Below are 18,249 nucleotides of genomic sequence, written 5' to 3'. Positions count from 1 at the left end.
AGGAGGTCAAGCTGTTGCCGCGAACGCTTTGCGGGCGCCTGGATCACGCGAGTCCAGCGCCACCACGAGGAAGACCGATGGCCCAAAACACCACCGAAATCGTCCGGGCAGGACTGGCCCGGCGCTATGCCCAGGAAAGACGTTTTCGCGCCTGCGGCCTGGGCGCCATCCTGATGGCCCTGGTCATGCTGATGACCTTGTTCGTGACCATTTTTTCGGAAGGCTTCAGTGCCTTCTGGACCACGGAAATGGAACTGGAGGTCACCCTCTATCCCCAAGACATTGATCCGCAGGGGACCCGGGACTTCCAGGCGATTTCCAACGCCAACTATCGCAAGCTGATCACGCAGGCGATGGGCGACCTGTTCCCCGATGTCACCGGCCGTCAGGAAAAGCGTGAATTGATGGCCATGATCTCGGAAGGGGCGACCTACCGGGTGCGTGAAATGGTCCTCGACTCCCCGACCCTGATTGGCGATCGCATCACCATGCGCATTCCGGTGTCAGCCGACATCGACATGCTGGCCAAGGGCCGGATCAAGACCGATGTTCAGGAGAGCAACCGCCGGGTCAGCGATAACCAGATCGCATGGTTCGAGCGGCTCAAGAGCCGGGGCCTGATCCATTCTGCGTTCAACTCCACTTTGTTCAGCGCCGCCGACAGCCGCCAGCCCGAGTTGGCCGGCATCTGGGGCGCCCTGGTGGGGTCGTTCTACACCCTGGTGGTCACCCTGACCCTGTCGTTTCCCATTGGGGTGGCGGCGGCCGTCTACCTGGAAGAATACGCGCCACGCAACTGGTTCACCGACCTGATCGAGGTGAATATCAACAACCTCGCGGCCGTGCCGTCGATTGTATTCGGTCTGTTGGGTCTGGCCGTTTACATTAATATGTTCGGGCTTCCACGCTCGGCGCCTCTGGTGGGCGGTCTGGTGCTCACCTTGATGACCTTGCCCATCATCATCATTGCCAGCCGCGCCGCCCTCAAGTCGGTGCCGCCGTCGATCCGCGAGGCGGCCCTGGGCGTGGGCGCCTCGAAGATGCAAATGATCATTCACCACGTGCTGCCGCTGGCCATGCCGGGCATGCTGACGGGCACGATCATCGGTATGGCCCACGCCTTGGGCGAAACGGCGCCGTTGCTGATGATTGGCATGGTGGCGTTCGTGGCCGATGTGCCGACGAGTCCACTGACCCCGTCCACCGTGTTGCCCGTGCAGATCTTCCTGTGGGCCGACAGCCCCGAGCGCGCCTTTGTTGAACGAACCTCGGCGGCGATCATCGTGCTGCTGGGCTTCTTGATCCTGATGAATGCCGGCGCGGTGATCCTGCGCAAGAAGTTTGAAAAGAAGTGGTAAGCCCCATGACCGACCAGAAAGAAGTCTTCACCGGTACCGCTGGCCAGCCCCGCATCAGCGATCGCGACGTCAAGGTCTCGGTCACCGACGCCAACGTGTATTATGGCGAAAAGCACGCCATCAAGAGCGTGAGCCTTGACATCGCGGCGCGTGAGGTGACCTCGTTCATCGGCCCGTCCGGCTGTGGCAAGTCCACCTTCTTGCGCTGCTTGAACAGAATGAACGACACCATTGATATCTGTCGGGTTTCCGGCGATATCCGCCTCGATCAGGAGGATGTCTACGACAAGAAGGTGGACGTGGTGGAACTGCGGGCCCGGGTGGGCATGGTGTTCCAAAAGCCCAACCCCTTCCCTAAGTCGATCTACGAAAACGTGTCCTATGGCCCGCGCATCCACGGGATTGCCCGCACCAAGGCAGAGATGGACGAAATCGTTCAGTCGTCGCTAGAACGCGCCGGCCTGTGGGAAGAGGTGAAGGACCGCCTGGAATCACCGGGCACCGGCCTGTCGGGTGGCCAGCAACAACGCTTGTGCATTGCCCGGGCCATTGCCGTGTCGCCCGAGGTGATCTTGATGGACGAACCGTGCTCGGCCCTCGACCCCATCGCCACGGCCAAAGTCGAGGAACTGATCGACGAACTGCGCTCCAATTACACCATCGTCATCGTGACCCACTCGATGCAGCAGGCGGCGCGGGTGTCGCAGCGCACCGCCTTTTTCCATCTCGGGCGCCTGATTGAATGCGGGGATACAGAGGTGATTTTCACCAACCCGCAGCATAATCTGACACAGGGCTATATTACCGGCCGCTTCGGTTAAGTCCTACCCGCTCCGGGGAGACAAAAATGAACGCCGAGCACACCGTGCGATCCTTTGATGAGGATCTGAAGACTCTGGTGAAGGCCGTTCTGCGCATGGGCGGACTGGCGGAGGCCCAATTGGCCAACGCCGTTCAGGCCCTGGTGCGGCGCGACAGCGACTTGGCCGGCCAAGTGGTCGCCGCCGATGCCCGCATTGATGCCCTGGAGCAGGAAATCAACGACCATGCCGTGCGCTTACTGGCCTTGCGCCAGCCCATGGCGGCGGATCTGCGGGCCATCATTGGGGCGCTCAAGATCTCGGGGGATCTGGAGCGCATTGGCGACTATGCCTCGAATGTGGGCAAGCGGGTTCTGGTGCTTAACCAGCTCCCGCCGGCCCGCCCCGTGGCTTCGATCCCCGGCATGTCCCGGCTGGTGCGCGACATTCTCAACGACACCTTGGATGCCTACGGAACCCAGGACCTGCATAAAGCCGTTGAAGCCTGGTCCCGGGACGAGGAGGTGGACCATCTATACACGGCCCTGTTCCGTGAGCTGGTAAGCTGTATGATGGAAGACGCCCGCAACATCTCAGCCTGCTCACACCTTCTTTTTGTGGCCAAGAACATCGAGCGCATTGGCGACCACACCACCAATGTCGCCGAAAACATCCATTTTCTCGTGTCCGGCACTCCCTTGCGCGCGGCCCGCCCCAAGGGGGGAGGGATCGGAGACACGGGGGACCGCCTCTAGGGTATCGTGAGTTGAGCATGAAACCACAAGTGATGATCGTCGAGGACGAGGCCTCCCTGGTGACCCTCTTGCGCTACAATCTGGAAAAGGAGGGGTATCGCGTCGTCGAGGCCATGGATGGCGAGGAAGCCTTGACCATGGTCGCCGAGGATCAGCCGGACATGATGATCCTCGACTGGATGCTGCCGGTGATGTCGGGCATTGAGGTGTGCCGCCAATTGCGCCGCAAGCCTCGGACCCGCGATCTGCCGGTGTTGATGCTGACGGCGCGTGGCGAGGAGGCAGACCGGATTCGTGGCCTCAATACAGGGGCCGATGACTATATGTCCAAGCCGTTCTCGATGCCCGAGCTGCTGGCACGGGTGAAGGCCTTGTTACGCCGCTCGCAGCCCACCAACAGCAAGGGGAGCCTGATCTACGCGGATCTGGTCATGGACTTGGGCGCACACCGCGTCACCCGAGGCGGTCGGTCCATTCACCTGGGGCCGACTGAATTTCGGCTGTTGCAGTTTTTGATGCAAAACGCCGGAGCGGTATTTTCGCGCGAGGAACTCCTGAACGCCGTCTGGGGCCCCGATATCTATGTCGAGCCCCGCACCGTCGATGTTCATATTCGCCGCTTGCGCAAGGCGCTGAATGGCGAGAGCGATGGTGACTTGATCCGCACGGTGCGCGCGGCCGGCTACGCCTTGGACGCCGACACCACAGCGGCTCGTTAAAGCCCCGTCTTTTGGTCGTCAAGGGATCCGAGAGGAGAGAGGGCTGAGGAGGTTCGCCTCCCCAGCCCTCTCATGCCGTTAAGAGTCGTAGGCGATCAGGCTGTCCACCGGGATCGCCGTGCGCTCACGGCCCTTCAGGAAGGTCAGTTCGATCAAGCAGGCGGCGCCCACCACGTTGGCGCCGACCTTGGTCAACAGGTCGGCGGCGGCGTTGAGGGTCCCCCCCGTGGCCAGCAGGTCATCCAAGATCACCACGCGCTGGCCGGGCTCGATCGCTCCTTCCTGGATTTCGACCGTATCGGTACCGTATTCCAGGGCATACTCGTGACGCACGGTCTTGCCGGGCAGCTTGCCCTTTTTACGCACCATGACGAAGCCCAGACCGAGCTTGAGGGCCAAGGGCGCCGCGACCAGGAAACCCCGGGACTCGATACCGGCCAGCACGTCGGGCGCGCGGGGCGCGACGGCCTTGGCGATACGGCCCATGGCCACCTGCCAGGCATCGGGATGGGCAAGCAGGGTGGAAATATCGTAAAAGAGAATTCCCGGCTTGGGAAAATCAGGCACTTCGCGGATATGATCCTTGAGATTCATCGCTGACTCCGGTGTCGGTCAAACAGGGGAAAGCCTTCGGGCGCGGAGGGTACAAGGCCCAGGCAACGGGTGAAAGCCGGAAAGTCCCTTCGCCTCTTGAGAAAACTCTTCCTTCCCCGACATGGACCCCACCCCCCTCTGACCGAGCCCGGGGGCCGCCCGGCGCCGACGAAAGAGAGAAAATGCCCCCACGTTTATCGCGTTATGCTTATTAATTGGCCCTCCCGCCCCCCTCTTTGAAAGCACGCTTTTCAAAAGAGGGGGGCGGGAGGGCCATGAACAGAAGAAAAAAGGGGGTCTGGGGCATCGCCCCAGGCGGGGATCGGGGCGGCAGCCCCGTATCACCCGAGGCGAACACCCCCGTCTTAGTTCTCGACCCGCCGGGTCCAGGGGAGGAGGGCGACGTTGATTCCTTCTTCGTGGAGGGCCTTGGCGTCTTCCAAGGTGGCGCTGCCGTGGATGGGGCGTTCGTCGGCTTCGCCGTAATGGATGAGGCGGGCTTCTTCGGCGAACCGCTCGCCGACATCTTCGCAGGTTTCCTCGACGTGGCGGCGGAGTTCGCGCAGGGCCTCGGCGACTGGGCTAGGCGGGAGGACGGGGGCTGTCGCCGCCGGTGTCGGTGTTGGTACCGCTGCGGGAGGGGGGGCGGGGAGGGGGGCCGGAGGAGCGGGCGTGGCCTCTGCCCCGTTTTGCGCTGCCGCCGCGAGGGCGCGTCCCAGCAAGGACAAGGTTTCGGCGCGGCGGGCGTCCTTGCCCCGGCCTGATACCACGCTGGGGGCCATCAGTGCCTTGGCGACCTGGGAGGAGCCACAAAACGGGCAAGGGACCTCGGCGGCCGCCAATTGGGCATCGCAGGTTGCGCTGTCGCGAAACCAGACCTCGAAATCGTGCTCATTGGTGCAAACCAGGGTATAGCGGATCATGCCCCCTGTCCTCGTGGGCTGGGGCCGGGACTTCCCGACCCCCAAAGATTGAAGGTAGACGGTTCTGCTCAGGGGCGCCAGGGCCAAACCGGCACGGGCGCTGCCCTTTTTGAGGAGAAAAGCGTCAGCTCAGAATTTCGCTTTCGAAGGTGGCGGCAAGCAGACCGGCCACGCTGTCGCGCGTCAAGTCGCGGGTGATGAAGACCAGACGCGAGCGCTTTGGTTCTCCTTCCGGCCAAGCGGGCAGGGCCAGCGGCGGGTGGAAAATATGCTGGACGCCATGCACGGCGATCGGTTTGTCCTGGCCTTGGATGTCCAAGATCCCTTTCACCCGCAACAGCCCTTCGCCCTTGCTGGCGATGAGCATGTCCATGGCCATGACGAAGGCATCCCAGGGCAGGGGTTTGTCATAGGTCAGGACAAAGGCACCGATGTGATCGTCGTGGCGGTTGCGATCGTGCCTGTGATGCTCGTCGTGTTCGTGGTGATCATGGGGGTGATCGTGATGATGGTCATGGTCATGGTTGTGATCATGATGGTGATGATGGCCATGGTGGTGATGCCGGTGGGCGGGGTCGTCGCCGCGCTCGGCCTCGTAGGCTTCCTCGCGCAACCAGCGCGCCACATCGGCGGTTTTGCCATCCAGGCTGAACAGGCCGCAGTCGAGCAGCAGGTCGTAGTCCAGGGCCCCGTGCTGGGCGATCAGAATCGGGGCGGCCGGATTCAGGGCGCGCAGGCGTTCGGTCAGGGCGTCTTGATCCTGGGGATCGACGAGATCGGTCTTGGTCAGCACCAAGCGATCGGCCACCGCCACCTGCTTGACCGCCTCGGGCTGCTGGTCAAGCTGCCGCGCGGCCAAACAGGCATCGACCACCGTGATGACCCCGTCCAGGCGATAGTGCGCGCTGATCAGGGGATCGGTCATCAAGGTGTGCAAGATGGGCGCGGGGTCGGCAAGGCCGGTGGTTTCGATCACCAGCCGCTGGAACTCAGGCACCTCGCCCTTGACCCGCTTCAAGAACAACTCGCGCAGGGCCGTTACCATGTCGCCGCGCACGGTGCAGCACAGGCAGCCGGCGTTAAGCAGCACGATTTCCTCGGAGGCACGCCGGACCAGCAGATGGTCAAGGCCCACCTCGCCGAATTCGTTGACGATCACCGCCGTGTCGCGCAGGCCGGGGTGGGCCAGCAGGCCGTTCAGCAAGGTCGTTTKGCCCGCGCCGAGAAAGCCGGTCAGCACGGTGACGGGAAGAAAGGCAGTCATCAATGACCTCCGCCGGGGCCGTAAAGGAGTTCGGGATCGACCAGGGGGGCCATGATCTCGCTCAGGCTCCCCGTGGCATCAACCGCGCGATAGAAACACGAGCGCCGGCCGGTATGGCAAGCGGCGCCGTCTTGGTCCACCAGGAGCAGCACGGTATCGCCGTCGCAGTCCAAGCGCACGTCCACCACGCGCTGGCGCTGGCCCGAAGTTTCACCCTTGCGCCAGGGCTTGCCCCGCGAGCGCGACCAGTAGCACGCTTGGCCGGTGCTCAGGGTTTCAGCCAGGGTCTCGCGGGTCATCCAGGCCATCATCAACACCTCGCCCGTGTCGTGCTGCTGGGCGATGGCGGGCACCAGGCCGTTGGCGTCGAAGCGCACCTGGGCCCACACGACGGCGTCTTTGGGGATCTCAGGGGCGGTCATGCGGGCTCCCGGGTCAGGCGGTCGAGGCCGGCGCGCAGGTCGGCGATCAGGTCTTCGGGGTCTTCCAGTCCCACATGCAAGCGCAAGGAGGGCCCCTCCCAGGTCCACGGGCGGGCGCTGCGTGGAATGTTGCCCGTGGTGGCCAGGATCAGGCTTTCGAAGCCGCCCCAGGAGAAGCCCATGGCGAAGTGGGTCATGCCATCAAGCATGGCCGTCACCTGCGCCTTGCTGGCCGGGTTCAGCAGGACCCCGAACAGGCCCGAAGCGCCGGTGAAATCACGAGCCCACAGGGCATGCCCCGGGTCGTCGGGCAGGGCCGGGTACAGCACGCGGGCTACTTCCGGCTGGTCCTGGAGCCAGCGGGCGACGGCGAGGGCGTTGCGCTGATGGCGCTCCAGGCGGGCCGACAGGCTGCGCAGGCCGCGCATGCCCAGGAAGGCTTCCTCCGATCCGGTGGAGTAGCCAAACATCACCAGGGTTTCCTTCAGGCGCTCGTAAAGCGTGCGGTCGTTGAGCGTAATGGTGCCCAGCAAGGCGTCGGAGTGACCGACCACATACTTGGTCGCGGCCTGGATCGACAGGTCCACGCCCTTGGTGAAGGGGGCGAAGAACAGGGGCGAGGCCCAGGTGTTGTCAAGGGCCACCAAGGCTCCGGTCCGGTGCGCCGCCTCGGCGATCGCCGGGATGTCCTGGACCTCGAAGGTCAGGGACCCCGGCGATTCGCAAAACACCAGCTTGGTCGCCGGAGTCATCAGGGCGGCAATGCCGGCGCCGATCAGGGGGTCGTAGTAGGTGGTCTCAATCCCCATGCGGGTGAGCGCCGAGTCGCAGAACTTTCGCGTGGGTCCGTAGACGCTGTCCACCATCAAAAGGTGATCGCCGGGACGTAAAATCGTCAGTAGGGTGGCCGCGATGGCTCCCATGCCCGAGGGAACGGCCACGCCGAAGCGGGCGCCCTCCACGGCGGCCACCGCCTCTTCGAGGGCCAGGGTGGTGGGGGTGCCATAGCGACCATAGTAGGGAAGATCGTAGCAGGAGGCGTGTCGTCGCCCCATTTCCGCCACGGTCGGAAACGTTACGGTTGAAGCTCGAAACACCGGCGTGTTGACCATGCCGTCAAAACGCTCCGGGTGACGCCCGGCGTGGGTGACGAGGGTATCCTTTTTCATGGGGCCTCGGATCTTGGACAGGACTGCATCGGGGGGAAGAGTGGGCTTTTTCCCGCCAGGGGGCTACCCCCCGCGCAGGGACGGCGCTAAAAAAGCAGTCGCTACTGTAGAATTAAGCGGTAGCCAGAGCCCAGAGGATGGGATATTGTGCACTGCAATATAGCTCCCCCGGCGCCAAGCCGGTCCCGCCATCCAGCGGGGGGTCGCGGCGGTGTACGGTGCGTGTCGCAGCGCGCCGCCGCTAGGGCAGGGGACACCGTGTGCGAGGAAGCGTCCGGAGATCTGGTCCCCGGGTTCCGACACGAGGAGATACCAGTCATGCCGATCATGCCCACGTCGTATCACGCGTTTAATCTGTTTACCCTGACCATGGAAACCCGCTTCGGGTCCACATGGCGGGCCGACATGGCCGCCCCGGCGGTCATCGCGCTGGCCGAGGAAATCGCCCGTGGCTTTGGCGGTCGGGCCCAGTCCAGTCGCGATGGTCACACCGTCTGGCGCTTCCCCGACAGATCGCTCGCCCGCACCAGCGCCGAGGGGTTGGTCCAAGACGAAAGCAGCGCCGCCGACTCCTGGCACCGCGCCGCATCCTGAGCATCGCCTCAACGGCTCCCCCTTCCCCGAGGAGGGACGGGAGGAGGGGCAAGACGTTGTCAGGGCTGAACGGGCAACCCGGCATCCCGGCTCCACTCGAACCAGGAGCCGTCGTACACCGCCACGTCCTTTTTGCCGACCAGCCACGCCCCCAAGGCGAGGACGCAGGCCGTCACCCCCGTGCCGCACGAGGCGATCAGGGGCCGGGTCAGATCCACACCCGCCTCGGTAAAGACGGCGCGCAGGACCTCGGGCGGTGCAAAGCCGCCATGGGGACCCGTCATCAAAAGAGTGTGGGGAAGGTTGAGGCTGCCCGGAATGTGGCCCCCGCGCGGGCTGTTCCAGGGCTCGGGCACGAGCGCCTGAAACCGCTCCTGTGAGCGGGCATCAACAATCTGTTCCTGGGCGCTTCGGCTGGCCGCCAACACCTGCCGCACGTCGCGCACCAAGGTGTGGTCCAGCCGGGCCGTGAACGGCCGTTCGCTCGGGCTGACCGGGCGGTCGTCCACCGGCAGGCCCAGGGCTTGCCAAGCCTCGAGGCCGCCGTCGAGCACCGACACTTCGTGGTGGCCAAACAGGCGGAACATCCACCACACCCGCGCCGCCGCCAAGGCACCACCCGAGCGGTCGTAGATCACCAGATGTTGGCCATTGCCCAGGCCCAGCGCGCGGCAGGCCTTGGCGAAGATTTCTGGCGAGGGGGCCGTGTGCGGTTTGGGGGCTGCCGGCGCTGCCACTTGATCGATATCGAAAAACACCGCCCCCGGGAGATGTGCCGCCTCGTACTCGGCCCGGCACATCCGGCCACTGGTGGGCATGGCCCAGCTCGCGTCGATGAGTCGGACATCGGGCGCGCTCAGGTGGGCATGCAGCCACGCGGGGCTGACCAGGGCGGGCACGGCTTGGGGCATGAGCGGATCCTTTCGCGCTCTCGAGCGGGACCCGAGAACTAGTAGCTCTCAAGCCAGAACGATTACAACAAGAAAAAGGGAAGACTGGGCAGGCGCGGCCTCCCCAGACCCCTCGGTCTCTTCCTCAGGCCAGCCAGGGCGGTGTTGGCAGATGGCGCGACCGCAAAAATTCCGGGTTGTAAAGCTTGCTTTGATAGCGCTGTGCGCCGTCGGCCAGCACCGTGACCACCCGCGCCCCGGGGGGCAGGTCGGCTGCCACCCGCATGGCCGCCGCCACGTTGATCCCGGACGAGCCGCCGAGCATCAGGCCGTCATGGCGGGCTAGGTTGAACAGCACCGAGAGCGCCTCGGCATCGCTGATGCGCACGGCATCGTCAATCGGCGCGTCCTTCAGGTTTTCCGTCACCCGTCCCTGGCCGATGCCCTCGGTGATCGAGGTGCCCTCAGCGGCCAGCCGACCTTCCTTGACCCAGGTGTACAAGGCCGAGCCGTGGGGGTCGGCGAGCACGATGCGGGTGGCCGGGTTGGCCGCTTTCAGGGCCAGCGCCACCCCGGCCAGGGTGCCGCCGGTCCCGACCGCGCAGGTGAAGGCCGCGACCTGTCCCTCGGTTTGGGCCAGGATCTCAGCCCCCGTGGTGCGTCGGTGTCCCTCGCGGTTGGCAAGGTTGTCGAACTGGTTGACCCACAAGCCCCCCAGCGCCTCGGCCACGGCGCGGGCTTGGTGGACATAGTTGCCCGGGTTGCTGTAGGGCACCGCCGGCACCAAGCGCAGGTCCGCCCCAGCTAGCCGCAGGGCGTCCTTTTTCTCCTGGCTCTGGGTCTCGGGCATGACGATCACCACCGGGGATCCCAAGGCGTTGCCGACCAGGGCCAGGCCGATCCCGGTGTTGCCCGCCGTCCCTTCCACCAAAACCCCGCCCGGCTTCAAGCGCCCCTGGGCTCGGGCGTCCTCGACCATCGCCAACGCCGCCCGGTCCTTGATCGATCCCCCAGGGTTGAGGAACTCGGCCTTGCCCAGGATCTCGCGCCCCGTTTGGGCCGAGGGCCAGGGCAGCCGGATCAAGGGGGTATGGCCGATCGTGCCTTGAAAACCGTTGCGGATGTCCATGAGGCGAGTCTTTCAGGATCAAAGGGGCAGGGGTGAATGGTTTAATGCCTATGGAAATAGTAGATTGATCAATGAGGCGGGACAAGCCTCTTTTCAAATTGCCCCGGCCGGTGCCATACCAAACCTCTGAGGGTCTCACCTGTTTGAACCCTGGTCGGGAGGTCTGCCGATGACGGACGTCATGCCTTCGCCGTGTGTCGGGATTTGCGAAATGAGCCCGGAGGGCAGCCATTGCCTGGGCTGCGCGCGCACGGTGGACGAAATCCGAGATTGGTCCACGTCCTCTTCCGACGCCAAGCGCGCCGTTTTTCAGGCCTTGGTCGAGCGACGCCAAACCTTGGGCGTGGGCGCACCGGTTCTGGGCCACTCCTGGGCCTTTCTCGATCGGGTGATCTTGGGGTCGCTCGACGACGCCAAGGCGGCCTGGGCGATTGGCGTGCCGGGTGCCTGTGCCACCTTTTGCCCCGGCGACGGCACCTTGGTCACCGCCCGCTTGTGGGAGTACGGCGGCGATGCCATTGGGGGCCATGGGGGCGCTCGGGTGGTGCTTGATCACGGCGCCAAAAAGATCAAGGCGTTGGGCGAGGTCGATCCCGAAACCGGCGTGGTGCGGCGCCTTGATTTGTGCCTGTCCGTCCAGACCGGGGTGATGTCGCAGCGCCGGGTCCTGACCGAGATCGGTTTGGATACCGAGGCCTTGCGCGTGGGCGATCGGCGCGGCGTGCTGTTTGATCTGGGGCTGGGGGTGGCTCACATCGACATCTGCGCCCGGGTCGATAACGATGACCTGCTCGCCTTGTTGCGTCAGGAGGCCGGCAAATCGATTCTTGACCCCGACTCTCCCGTGCTCGCCGCCCTCGATGCCGCCCAGGCGCATCGGGTGGCCCTGACCCGGCTGGGCCGGATTGAGGCCTGGGGAGCGCCGGACCCCACTCTCGTGGCCGGGGGGCCCTGCGCGGGCACCCGCCTGATCGTCGATCCCGCGGCCCTGAGGGCGGCGCCTGGGACTGGGGATCCTCGCTCCTCCCTGGTACCTCGCTCCTTGTTCCCCTTGATCTCCCTGTTTCCCGATCCCGCGCGGCGGTTGGGACTGGCGTGAAGGCTGGGCTCGCAACGGCAACGTTCATCGGCCTGTCATCGGGCAATCGTTGCGGGGGGCGGGAAATCCTGCGATGATCCTCCCCCTGGAACGGAAAGGGCCCGCTTGACGTCACGGGTCCGGTAAGGGGAGGACACATGGGGACCTTTAGCATTTGGCACTGGATCATTGTTTTGATCGTCGTGCTCTTGTTGTTCGGCGCGGGCAAGATTCCCCGGTTGATGGGCGACGTGGCCAAGGGTGTGAAAGCCTTCAAGAAGGGCTTGCAAGACGAGGACACCTCGGCCGAGGCGACCCGTCCCGCCGATCCGGCCCCCGGCGCCCAGCCGTCCTTGCGCAAGGATGAGCCGCCGCGCTCCTAATCCGGCCGGCTCAGGCGGTCTTGACCAAGACGCCAGAACAAGGTGGCCCCCTTGGGGGCCGCCGTTTGTTGAGGACAGCATTCCATGTTCGACATCGGCTGGTCGGAGCTGGCGTTGATCGCCGTCCTGGCCCTGATCATCATCGGGCCCAAGGACCTCCCCGTGGTTTTGCGAACCCTGGGCCGCTGGGTTCGGCGGCTGCGCCACATGGGCGCCGAAATGCAGCGCCACATGGATGACATCATGCGCGAAACCGGGGCCGACGAGGTGCGCGAGCACATGCGAGCGGTGTCGCCGGCGGCCCTGACCCGCAAGCTTGATGAAACCATTGATCCCGATGGCTCCCTGGCGGAAACCTTCCGGCAGAGCCCGGCCGACCTCCTGCGTCCGCCGCCCTCTGCCACGCCGCCCGCGTCCGAAGCCCCGGCGGCCGCCAGTCCCGGGGTGTCCTTGACCAAGGTGCCCGGCGGGGAGACCCGCTCGCCCTGACCCGCACCCTGATCCGCCCCTTGATGCAAACGAGAAACGCATGGCTGCGGCGACTCCCTCGCGTCCCGAGGACGACGACCTTGATGGTCTCAACGACAAGACCATGCCGCTGCTCGATCATTTGATCGAGCTGCGCACCCGGCTCTTGTGGTCGGTTTTGTTCTATATCGTGGCGTTTTTTGTGTGTTTTGCCGTCGCCCAGAATATCTATGACATCTTGGTCCAGCCTCTGGCCCGGATCATGGAGCATACCGGCGGCTCCAAGCGCATGATTTACACCGCGCTGACCGAGGCCTTCTTTACCTATGTCAAGGTCGGGGCTTTCGGGGCCATGGTGCTGTCTTTTCCCCTGATTGGCAGCCAGGTTTGGTTCTTCATCGCCCCAGGCTTGTACCGTCACGAAAAGTTGGCGTTTTTGCCCTTTTTGGTGGTCAGTCCCCTGTTGTTTGCGCTTGGCGCGGCCATGGTTTATTATTTGGTCATGCCGATGGCCTGGGAATTTCTGTTGGGATTCCAAACCACCCGCGAGCAAACCGTCTTGCCCATCGAGCTGGAAGCCAAGGTCGGGGAATACCTGGATCTGGTGATGAAGCTCATGTTGGCTTTTGGGCTTTGCTTCCAGATGCCGGTCGGGCTCACCCTGATGGCTCGGGTCGGCTTGGTGCGGTCCAAGACCCTCGCCGCTGGGCGGCGCTATGCCATCATCTTGGTGTTCATCGCCGCTGCCGTGGTCACGCCGCCCGACGTGTTGAGCCAGGTGATGCTGGCCCTGCCCATGCTGGTCTTGTACGAGATTTCCATCATTGCCGCGCGCTTCGTCGAGCCCAAGGACGAGGACGACGAGGACCCGGACGACCACGGGGCTGTGGTGCGGGCCGAGGCTCCCCCACCGGCGCCGGCGGGGTTGGCGCTCCCCGATCCCGCCGTTCCCCTGCGGATCCAGGACGGGTTGGTGGATGAAACCGACTGGAACCAGCGCTGAAGCCTGATGGTGTCGGGGAGGCAACGAGGGGGCCTGGGGAGGCCCCGCCTCCCCAGCCGTGCCTTTTTCCTGCCTCGCTTGATGACTGTCGCCGTTGTTTTGCCTGCAAGGATTTTTGATCATGCATGACTTGAAAGTCATTCGCGATACCCCCGCCGCCTTCGATGCCGCTCTCGCCCGGCGGGGCATTGCGCCGGTGGCCGACGCCCTGCTGGCCCTGGACCAGCAGCGCCGCGCCGCCCAGACCGCCCTTAACGACATGCAGGCGCGGCGCAACGAAGTGTCGCGGGCCATCGGCGACATCCGCAAGGCCGGCGGCACCGCCGAGGCCGAGACCCAGGAAGTGGCCGCTCTGAAAGCGCGGATGAGCGAGACCGAGGACGAGGTGCGACGCCTGGGCGAGGCTCTCGACCAGCAGCTTCTTACCTTGCCCAACCGGGTGGACGACACCGTGCCCGACGGGTCCGACGAGACGGCTAATGTCGAGGTGCGGCGCTGGGGCACGCCCCGGGCCTTTGACTTTGCCGTGCGCGACCACGTGGACCTGGGCCAAGGGCTCGACGGCATGGATTTTGAGGCGGCGGCCCGCCTGTCCGGGGCACGCTTTGTTGTGCTCAAGGGCGCCTTGGCCCGGCTGGAGCGGGCGCTTGCCCAATACATGCTCGACCTGCATATCACCGAGCATGCCTATACCGAGGTTCAGACCCCGGCCCTGGTCCGCGAACCGGCCCTACTGGGCACCGGCCAACTGCCCAAGTTTGCCGAGGATCTGTTCCGGCTGGAGCAAGGCTACTACCTGATCCCAACCGCCGAGGTCACCTTGACCAATCTGGTCAACGGCCAGATCCTGCCGCTGTCGGCCTTGCCGCTGCGCATGACCGCCCTTACCCAGTGCTTCCGCGCCGAGGCCGGGGCCGCCGGGCGCGATACCCGGGGCATGATCCGCCAGCACCAGTTCGAGAAGGTCGAAATGGTCTCCATCGTCGCGCCCGAGGACTCGGATGCGGAACTGGAGCGCATGACCGGGTGCGCCGAGGCGGTGTTGCAGGGCCTGGGTCTGCCCTATCGGGTGGTGGCCCTGTGTTCCGGGGACATCGGCTTTTCGGCGCGCAAGACCTATGACCTGGAAGTCTGGCTGCCGGCCCAGGGCTGCTATCGCGAGATTTCGTCGTGCTCCAACACCGGCGATTTCCAGGCCCGGCGTATGAATGCCCGCTTCAAGGTCGAGGGCGAGAAGGGCACCCGGTTTGTCCACACCCTCAATGGCTCCGGGTTGGCCGTGGGCCGCACCTTGGTCGCGGTGCTCGAAAACTATCAGAACGCCGATGGCTCGGTGAGCGTGCCTCCGGTTTTGCGGCCCTATATGGGTGGTCTGGAACGGATCGGGAGCTGACCATGGCTTTCGCCCCTCTTACCGACTTGTCGGCGGCGCGGATCCTGGTCAGCAACGACGACGGCGTGGACGCCGAGGGCTTGGCCCTGCTGGCCGAGGTCGCTCGCACGTTGTCCGAGGATGTCTGGGTCGTGGCTCCCGAGCGCGAGCGCAGCGGGGCGGCCCATGCCCTGACCTTGCACGAGCCCCTGCGGGTGCAGCAGCGCGACGCCCGGACCTTCGCGGTCAGTGGCACTCCCACCGACTGTGTTTTGGTGGCGGTCAATCATCTGATGAAGGACAAGGCCCCCGATCTGGTGCTCTCGGGCGTCAACCGGGGCGCCAACCTGGGCGAAGATGTCCATTATTCTGGCACGGTGGCCGCTGCCTTGGAGGGCACGTTGCTCGGCTTGCGCGCCATCGCGCTGTCTCAGGTCATCGAGGGGGCGTTGGCCGATCCCTATGCCGTGGCGCGAGCCCGGGCTGGCGCTCTCATCCGCCAAGCCTGTGCCCGACCCTGGGGGCGCAACGTTCTGCTTAACATCAACTTTCCGGCTTGCGCCCCCGAGGCGGTGACCGGGGTTGAACTGACCCGTCAGGGCAAGCGTAAGATCGGCGATGACATTCAGGAGCGCTTCGATCCCCGGGGCCGCTCCTATCTTTGGATCGGTCCCCAGCGTAGCGAGGACCGCTTTGCGGCGGGTACCGATTTGGAGGCCTCGTGTCGCGGGGCGATCACGGTAACGCCGATCGGCATCGACATGACCGATGTGCCGACCTTGGCGGCGTTGGCCGGCGGCGTGTAGGGGGGAGGGGGGGAGGGGCTGCTTCCCCAAACCCCTCGATCCTTTCACGTTTCCGAAACCGTCTTGCGCCTTAATTGACCGAAGAGCCGACGTTTCCCCCCGTCCCGGGGCGCACGCGGACAGGGAGAGGGAAGGCCATGGAGTCCTTACGGGAACGGGGGGGAGGGCCCCCTTGAGCACCACGACGACGACCACGCGCAAAAATCCGTCTGCTCATGGAGCTAAGGCATCATGGGGTGTTCAACACCCCTGGTAGGATTCCCCCCGAACCTCCGAGCGATTGGACAAGGCCAACAGTTCTAGGTTGTCGGTGGCCGGCTCGTACAACGAAAGTTCGAGGCTCACGGTGATCCCGGGGGCACTGGGCGAGACGTAATGCTGGAAGCGCAGCAGCCTCGGGGTCAGCACCAGGGTCTCGGCCGGTGCGCTGGCGGCCTCGCCGACCAAAACCCCGGCAAACGGCCCGACAGCGCGCAGGAAGCCCACGAGATCGCGGGTCAGACGCGGCGCCGAGGGGTTCGTCCCAAAAAGCGTAGGGCGTGGACCACACGCTTTCGCCGCCGGGGGAGGAGAGCAAGGCGGTACCGGTCAAGGCGCCTTCGGCTTGCATCGGCGTGACCACCACGGTGTGGGGATCGGTGGTGGCGTCGGAGGCACGCGGCGGAATCAGGGGGGGCAGGCGGTGGAAGGTCTCCCGGGGCACGACCGGCGCGGCCGGCTGTGGGGCCGTCTCGGCCACGGGGGCGCAGGCGGTGGCCAGCAGGGCGCCGCCAAGGGCTAGGGCGAGGAACGCGCGGTGAGGTTTCATGGATCGGTCCTTGCTCAAGGCTGGGGAGGCACGGCCTCCCCAGACCCCTCGTTTTGTTTGATTACTTGCCGCCGCCCAGGCGCACCGGGACGAAGGTTCGGGTGCCGCGCAGATCGACGAGCAGCAAGGCGGTCTTGCGGCCTTCCTTGCGGGCGGCGGCCACGGCGCGCACCACGTCATCGGGGCCGGCGACCTCGGTCTGGTTGACCTTGACGATCAGGGCGCCCGGCTCCAGGCCCTTTTTCATGGCGTCGCTGTCGTCGGTCACGGCAGTGATAACCACGCCGGTGGCGTCGGCTTCGTAGCCGAATTCGGAGCGGGCTCGGTCATCCAGGGGAGCCACCGACAATCCCAGGGCCTCGACGGCGACGCCTCCCGAGTCGTCAGCGCGCTGGGGGGCGTTATCGGCAAGCAGGCCATCGGCCTCGGCCTTTTCCAGTTCGGCGATCTCCATCTTGACCGCCTTCTCCTTGCCATCGCGCCACAAAGTGACGTCGGCTCGCTTGCCGATGTCCGTCTCGGCGACCAGCCGGGGCAAGGCGCGCATGTCGGGCACGTCGTGGCCATCGAAGCGCACGATGACGTCGCCCACCTTAAGACCGGCCTTTTCCGCCGGCCCGCCCGGGGTGACCGCCGCCACCAGGGCGCCGCGCGCCTTGTCGAGCTTGAGGCCCTCGGCGATTTCGTCGCTCACCGACTGGATGCGCACGCCAATCCAGCCGCGCCGGGTGCGGCCGTACTGCTTGAGATCGGCAACCACCTGCTTGGCGAGGCTCGACGGCACGGCAAAGCCGATGCCCACCGACCCGCCCGACGGGCTAAAAATGGCGGTGTTGATGCAGATCACTTCGCCCTTGATGTTGAACAGCGGTCCGCCCGAGTTGCCCTTGTTGATGGCGGCATCGGTCTGAATGAAGCTGTCGTAGGGGCCGGCATTGATGTCGCGCGTCTTGGCGCTGATGATGCCGGCCGTCACCGAGCCGCCGAGGCCAAAGGGATTGCCGATGGCCATCACCCAGTCGCCGACGCGCGCGGCGTCGGCATCGCCCCAGGCCACGGCCGTGAGGGGCTGCTTGGTCTCGACCTTGAGCAGGGCAACGTCGGTTTTTTCGTCAAAGCCCACCACCTTGGCGGTCAGGGCGGTGTTGTCTTGAAGAATGACCGTGATCTCGTCGGCGTCCTTGATCACGTGGTTATTGGTGACGATGTAGCCCTCGGGGTCGATGATAAAACCCGATCCCAGCGAGGTGGCCCGCCGCGGCTTGGCCTTGCCGTTGGGCTGGGCCGGGCCGCCCGGCGCGCCGTGGCGATCGAAGAAGTCCTTGAAAAAGTCCTCGAACGGCGACCCCGGGGGAAACTGCGGCATCTCGGGGCCGCGGTTGTTGATGGTCTGGGTGGTCGAAATGTTGACCACCGCGGGCTGCAAGGCTTCCGCAAGGTCGGCGAAACTCTCGGGCACATCGCGCGCCGTCGCGCCGCCCGGGGTTCCGAGCAAGGCCACCCCCATCAGCGCCGCCGCCAGAACGACACGCAGCCTCCCCAGGCCCGAGGCCCAGGCCGGATTGAACAGGAACACTCTCACGGGTCGGTCTCCTTCTTCCCCCGTCCCTCGTTGCTGTGAGCATCGGCGACCCCAAGGGGTCCACCCAAGGGAGGAAGACTTGTGGATGATGGTGGCGAAAATGGGGAGCCCCGTCAGGACGGGTCCAAGACG

Annotated in this window: 20 protein-coding genes; 11 read left to right on the top strand and 9 right to left on the bottom strand. The window is 65.2% G+C overall.

What is annotated here, in order from left to right:
* The first annotated feature begins 77 nt into the window (after positions 1-77).
* From pstA to phoB, 4 genes are read left to right on the top strand one after another with little or no spacing between them, the layout of a single operon-like run.
* A complete protein-coding gene (pstA, locus tag RSPPHO_RS00915; RefSeq protein WP_041793645.1) occupies positions 78-1,358 on the top strand; it encodes a phosphate ABC transporter permease PstA in 1,281 nt (426 codons plus the stop codon).
* Positions 1,359-1,363: 5 nt separating this feature from the next.
* Entirely contained in the window at positions 1,364-2,179 is an 816-nt protein-coding gene (pstB, locus tag RSPPHO_RS00910; protein ID WP_041793644.1) for a phosphate ABC transporter ATP-binding protein PstB, read from the top strand.
* A gap of 26 nt (positions 2,180-2,205) precedes the next feature.
* The gene (phoU, locus tag RSPPHO_RS00905) at positions 2,206-2,913 is read left to right on the top strand and encodes a phosphate signaling complex protein PhoU (RefSeq protein ID WP_014413404.1); all 708 of its coding nucleotides are present in this window, start codon (positions 2,206-2,208) and stop codon (positions 2,911-2,913) included.
* Between the two features lie 17 nt (positions 2,914-2,930).
* Positions 2,931-3,632: a phosphate regulon transcriptional regulator PhoB gene (gene phoB, locus RSPPHO_RS00900; RefSeq protein ID WP_041793643.1), complete on the top strand. Its 702-nt coding sequence runs from the start codon at positions 2,931-2,933 to the stop codon at positions 3,630-3,632.
* Positions 3,633-3,710: 78 nt separating this feature from the next.
* Here the strand turns inward: phoB and RSPPHO_RS00895 are convergent, their stop codons facing one another.
* The 5 genes from RSPPHO_RS00895 to metC all read right to left on the bottom strand — a co-directional run bounded on the left by RSPPHO_RS00895 (position 3,711) and on the right by metC (position 8,004).
* Positions 3,711-4,226 carry an adenine phosphoribosyltransferase gene (locus RSPPHO_RS00895; protein WP_014413402.1) on the bottom strand — a complete coding sequence of 172 codons (516 nt, stop codon included), beginning with the start codon at positions 4,224-4,226 and terminating at the stop codon, positions 3,711-3,713.
* Positions 4,227-4,591: 365 nt separating this feature from the next.
* Entirely contained in the window at positions 4,592-5,149 is a 558-nt protein-coding gene (locus RSPPHO_RS00890; protein WP_041793642.1) for a DUF1178 family protein, read from the bottom strand.
* Positions 5,150-5,273: 124 nt separating this feature from the next.
* Entirely contained in the window at positions 5,274-6,413 is a 1,140-nt protein-coding gene (locus tag RSPPHO_RS00885; RefSeq protein WP_242390543.1) for a CobW family GTP-binding protein, read from the bottom strand.
* Positions 6,413-6,835 (bottom strand): phosphoribosyl-AMP cyclohydrolase, encoded by a 423-nt coding sequence (gene hisI / locus RSPPHO_RS00880; protein WP_041793641.1) that lies wholly within the window; start codon positions 6,833-6,835, stop codon positions 6,413-6,415. Before hisI ends, RSPPHO_RS00885 begins: the two co-directional genes overlap by 1 nt.
* A complete protein-coding gene (metC, locus tag RSPPHO_RS00875) occupies positions 6,832-8,004 on the bottom strand; it encodes a cystathionine beta-lyase (RefSeq protein ID WP_014413398.1) in 1,173 nt (390 codons plus the stop codon). The genes hisI and metC overlap by 4 nt, the downstream gene beginning before the upstream one ends.
* 318 nt (positions 8,005-8,322) lie before the next feature.
* Here metC and RSPPHO_RS00870 point away from each other — a divergent pair, with 318 nt between their 5' ends.
* Positions 8,323-8,598: a hypothetical protein gene (locus RSPPHO_RS00870; protein ID WP_051013539.1), complete on the top strand. Its 276-nt coding sequence runs from the start codon at positions 8,323-8,325 to the stop codon at positions 8,596-8,598.
* Between the two features lie 59 nt (positions 8,599-8,657).
* On the opposite strand, the gene sseA is transcribed toward RSPPHO_RS00870, so the two are convergent.
* Positions 8,658-9,509 (bottom strand): 3-mercaptopyruvate sulfurtransferase, encoded by an 852-nt coding sequence (gene sseA / locus RSPPHO_RS00865; protein ID WP_014413396.1) that lies wholly within the window; start codon positions 9,507-9,509, stop codon positions 8,658-8,660.
* Positions 9,510-9,633: 124 nt separating this feature from the next.
* Positions 9,634-10,617, bottom strand: coding sequence for a cysteine synthase A (locus RSPPHO_RS00860; protein WP_014413395.1), 984 nt, complete (start codon positions 10,615-10,617; stop codon positions 9,634-9,636).
* A 169-nt stretch (positions 10,618-10,786) separates the two neighbouring features.
* Between RSPPHO_RS00860 and RSPPHO_RS00855 the strand changes: the two genes are divergently transcribed.
* From RSPPHO_RS00855 to surE, 6 genes are all read left to right on the top strand, one after another.
* On the top strand, positions 10,787-11,716 hold the full coding sequence (locus RSPPHO_RS00855) for a DUF1289 domain-containing protein (RefSeq protein ID WP_014413394.1): 930 nt from the start codon (positions 10,787-10,789) through the stop codon (positions 11,714-11,716).
* Between the two features lie 137 nt (positions 11,717-11,853).
* A complete protein-coding gene (locus RSPPHO_RS00850) occupies positions 11,854-12,078 on the top strand; it encodes a twin-arginine translocase TatA/TatE family subunit (protein WP_014413393.1) in 225 nt (74 codons plus the stop codon).
* 84 nt (positions 12,079-12,162) lie between these two features.
* On the top strand, positions 12,163-12,567 hold the full coding sequence (gene tatB / locus RSPPHO_RS00845; protein WP_014413392.1) for a Sec-independent protein translocase protein TatB: 405 nt from the start codon (positions 12,163-12,165) through the stop codon (positions 12,565-12,567).
* A 40-nt stretch (positions 12,568-12,607) separates the two neighbouring features.
* Positions 12,608-13,549 (top strand): twin-arginine translocase subunit TatC, encoded by a 942-nt coding sequence (tatC, locus tag RSPPHO_RS00840; RefSeq protein WP_014413391.1) that lies wholly within the window; start codon positions 12,608-12,610, stop codon positions 13,547-13,549.
* Positions 13,550-13,670: 121 nt separating this feature from the next.
* Complete coding sequence (serS, locus tag RSPPHO_RS00835; RefSeq protein WP_041793640.1) at positions 13,671-14,942, top strand: serine--tRNA ligase; 1,272 nt, start codon at positions 13,671-13,673, stop codon at positions 14,940-14,942.
* Between the two features lie 2 nt (positions 14,943-14,944).
* The gene (gene surE / locus RSPPHO_RS00830) at positions 14,945-15,727 is read left to right on the top strand and encodes a 5'/3'-nucleotidase SurE (protein ID WP_041793639.1); all 783 of its coding nucleotides are present in this window, start codon (positions 14,945-14,947) and stop codon (positions 15,725-15,727) included.
* Between the two features lie 240 nt (positions 15,728-15,967).
* Here the strand turns inward: surE and RSPPHO_RS00825 are convergent, their stop codons facing one another.
* Both RSPPHO_RS00825 and RSPPHO_RS00820 read right to left on the bottom strand, forming a co-directional pair.
* Positions 15,968-16,213 (bottom strand): hypothetical protein, encoded by a 246-nt coding sequence (locus RSPPHO_RS00825; RefSeq protein ID WP_041793638.1) that lies wholly within the window; start codon positions 16,211-16,213, stop codon positions 15,968-15,970.
* A gap of 383 nt (positions 16,214-16,596) precedes the next feature.
* Positions 16,597-18,111 carry a DegQ family serine endoprotease gene (locus RSPPHO_RS00820; protein WP_422610588.1) on the bottom strand — a complete coding sequence of 505 codons (1,515 nt, stop codon included), beginning with the start codon at positions 18,109-18,111 and terminating at the stop codon, positions 16,597-16,599.
* Positions 18,112-18,249 lie beyond the last annotated feature (138 nt).

Origin of the sequence: Pararhodospirillum photometricum DSM 122, from assembly GCF_000284415.1 — a bacterium.
GTDB lineage: Bacteria > Pseudomonadota > Alphaproteobacteria > Rhodospirillales > Rhodospirillaceae > Pararhodospirillum > Pararhodospirillum photometricum.
The sequence above is the reverse complement of the archived record's forward strand: the minus strand, read 5'-3'. Positions and strand labels throughout refer to the sequence as shown.

Bases quoted from the DNA above. Each gene is read 5' to 3' on its own strand.
- pstA (WP_041793645.1), top strand. From the start codon at position 78: ATGGCCCAAAACACCACCGAAATCGTCCGGGCAGGACTGGCCCGGCGC.
- pstB (WP_041793644.1), top strand. From the start codon at position 1,364: ATGACCGACCAGAAAGAAGTCTTCACCGGTACCGCTGGCCAGCCCCGC.
- phoU (WP_014413404.1), top strand. From the start codon at position 2,206: ATGAACGCCGAGCACACCGTGCGATCCTTTGATGAGGATCTGAAGACT.
- phoB (WP_041793643.1), top strand. From the start codon at position 2,931: ATGAAACCACAAGTGATGATCGTCGAGGACGAGGCCTCCCTGGTGACC.
- RSPPHO_RS00895 (WP_014413402.1), bottom strand. From the start codon at position 4,226: ATGAATCTCAAGGATCATATCCGCGAAGTGCCTGATTTTCCCAAGCCG.
- RSPPHO_RS00890 (WP_041793642.1), bottom strand. From the start codon at position 5,149: ATGATCCGCTATACCCTGGTTTGCACCAATGAGCACGATTTCGAGGTC.
- hisI (WP_041793641.1), bottom strand. From the start codon at position 6,835: ATGACCGCCCCTGAGATCCCCAAAGACGCCGTCGTGTGGGCCCAGGTG.
- metC (WP_014413398.1), bottom strand. From the start codon at position 8,004: ATGAAAAAGGATACCCTCGTCACCCACGCCGGGCGTCACCCGGAGCGT.
- RSPPHO_RS00870 (WP_051013539.1), top strand. From the start codon at position 8,323: ATGCCGATCATGCCCACGTCGTATCACGCGTTTAATCTGTTTACCCTG.
- sseA (WP_014413396.1), bottom strand. From the start codon at position 9,509: ATGCCCCAAGCCGTGCCCGCCCTGGTCAGCCCCGCGTGGCTGCATGCC.
- RSPPHO_RS00860 (WP_014413395.1), bottom strand. From the start codon at position 10,617: ATGGACATCCGCAACGGTTTTCAAGGCACGATCGGCCATACCCCCTTG.
- RSPPHO_RS00855 (WP_014413394.1), top strand. From the start codon at position 10,787: ATGACGGACGTCATGCCTTCGCCGTGTGTCGGGATTTGCGAAATGAGC.
- RSPPHO_RS00850 (WP_014413393.1), top strand. From the start codon at position 11,854: ATGGGGACCTTTAGCATTTGGCACTGGATCATTGTTTTGATCGTCGTG.
- tatB (WP_014413392.1), top strand. From the start codon at position 12,163: ATGTTCGACATCGGCTGGTCGGAGCTGGCGTTGATCGCCGTCCTGGCC.
- tatC (WP_014413391.1), top strand. From the start codon at position 12,608: ATGGCTGCGGCGACTCCCTCGCGTCCCGAGGACGACGACCTTGATGGT.
- serS (WP_041793640.1), top strand. From the start codon at position 13,671: ATGCATGACTTGAAAGTCATTCGCGATACCCCCGCCGCCTTCGATGCC.
- surE (WP_041793639.1), top strand. From the start codon at position 14,945: ATGGCTTTCGCCCCTCTTACCGACTTGTCGGCGGCGCGGATCCTGGTC.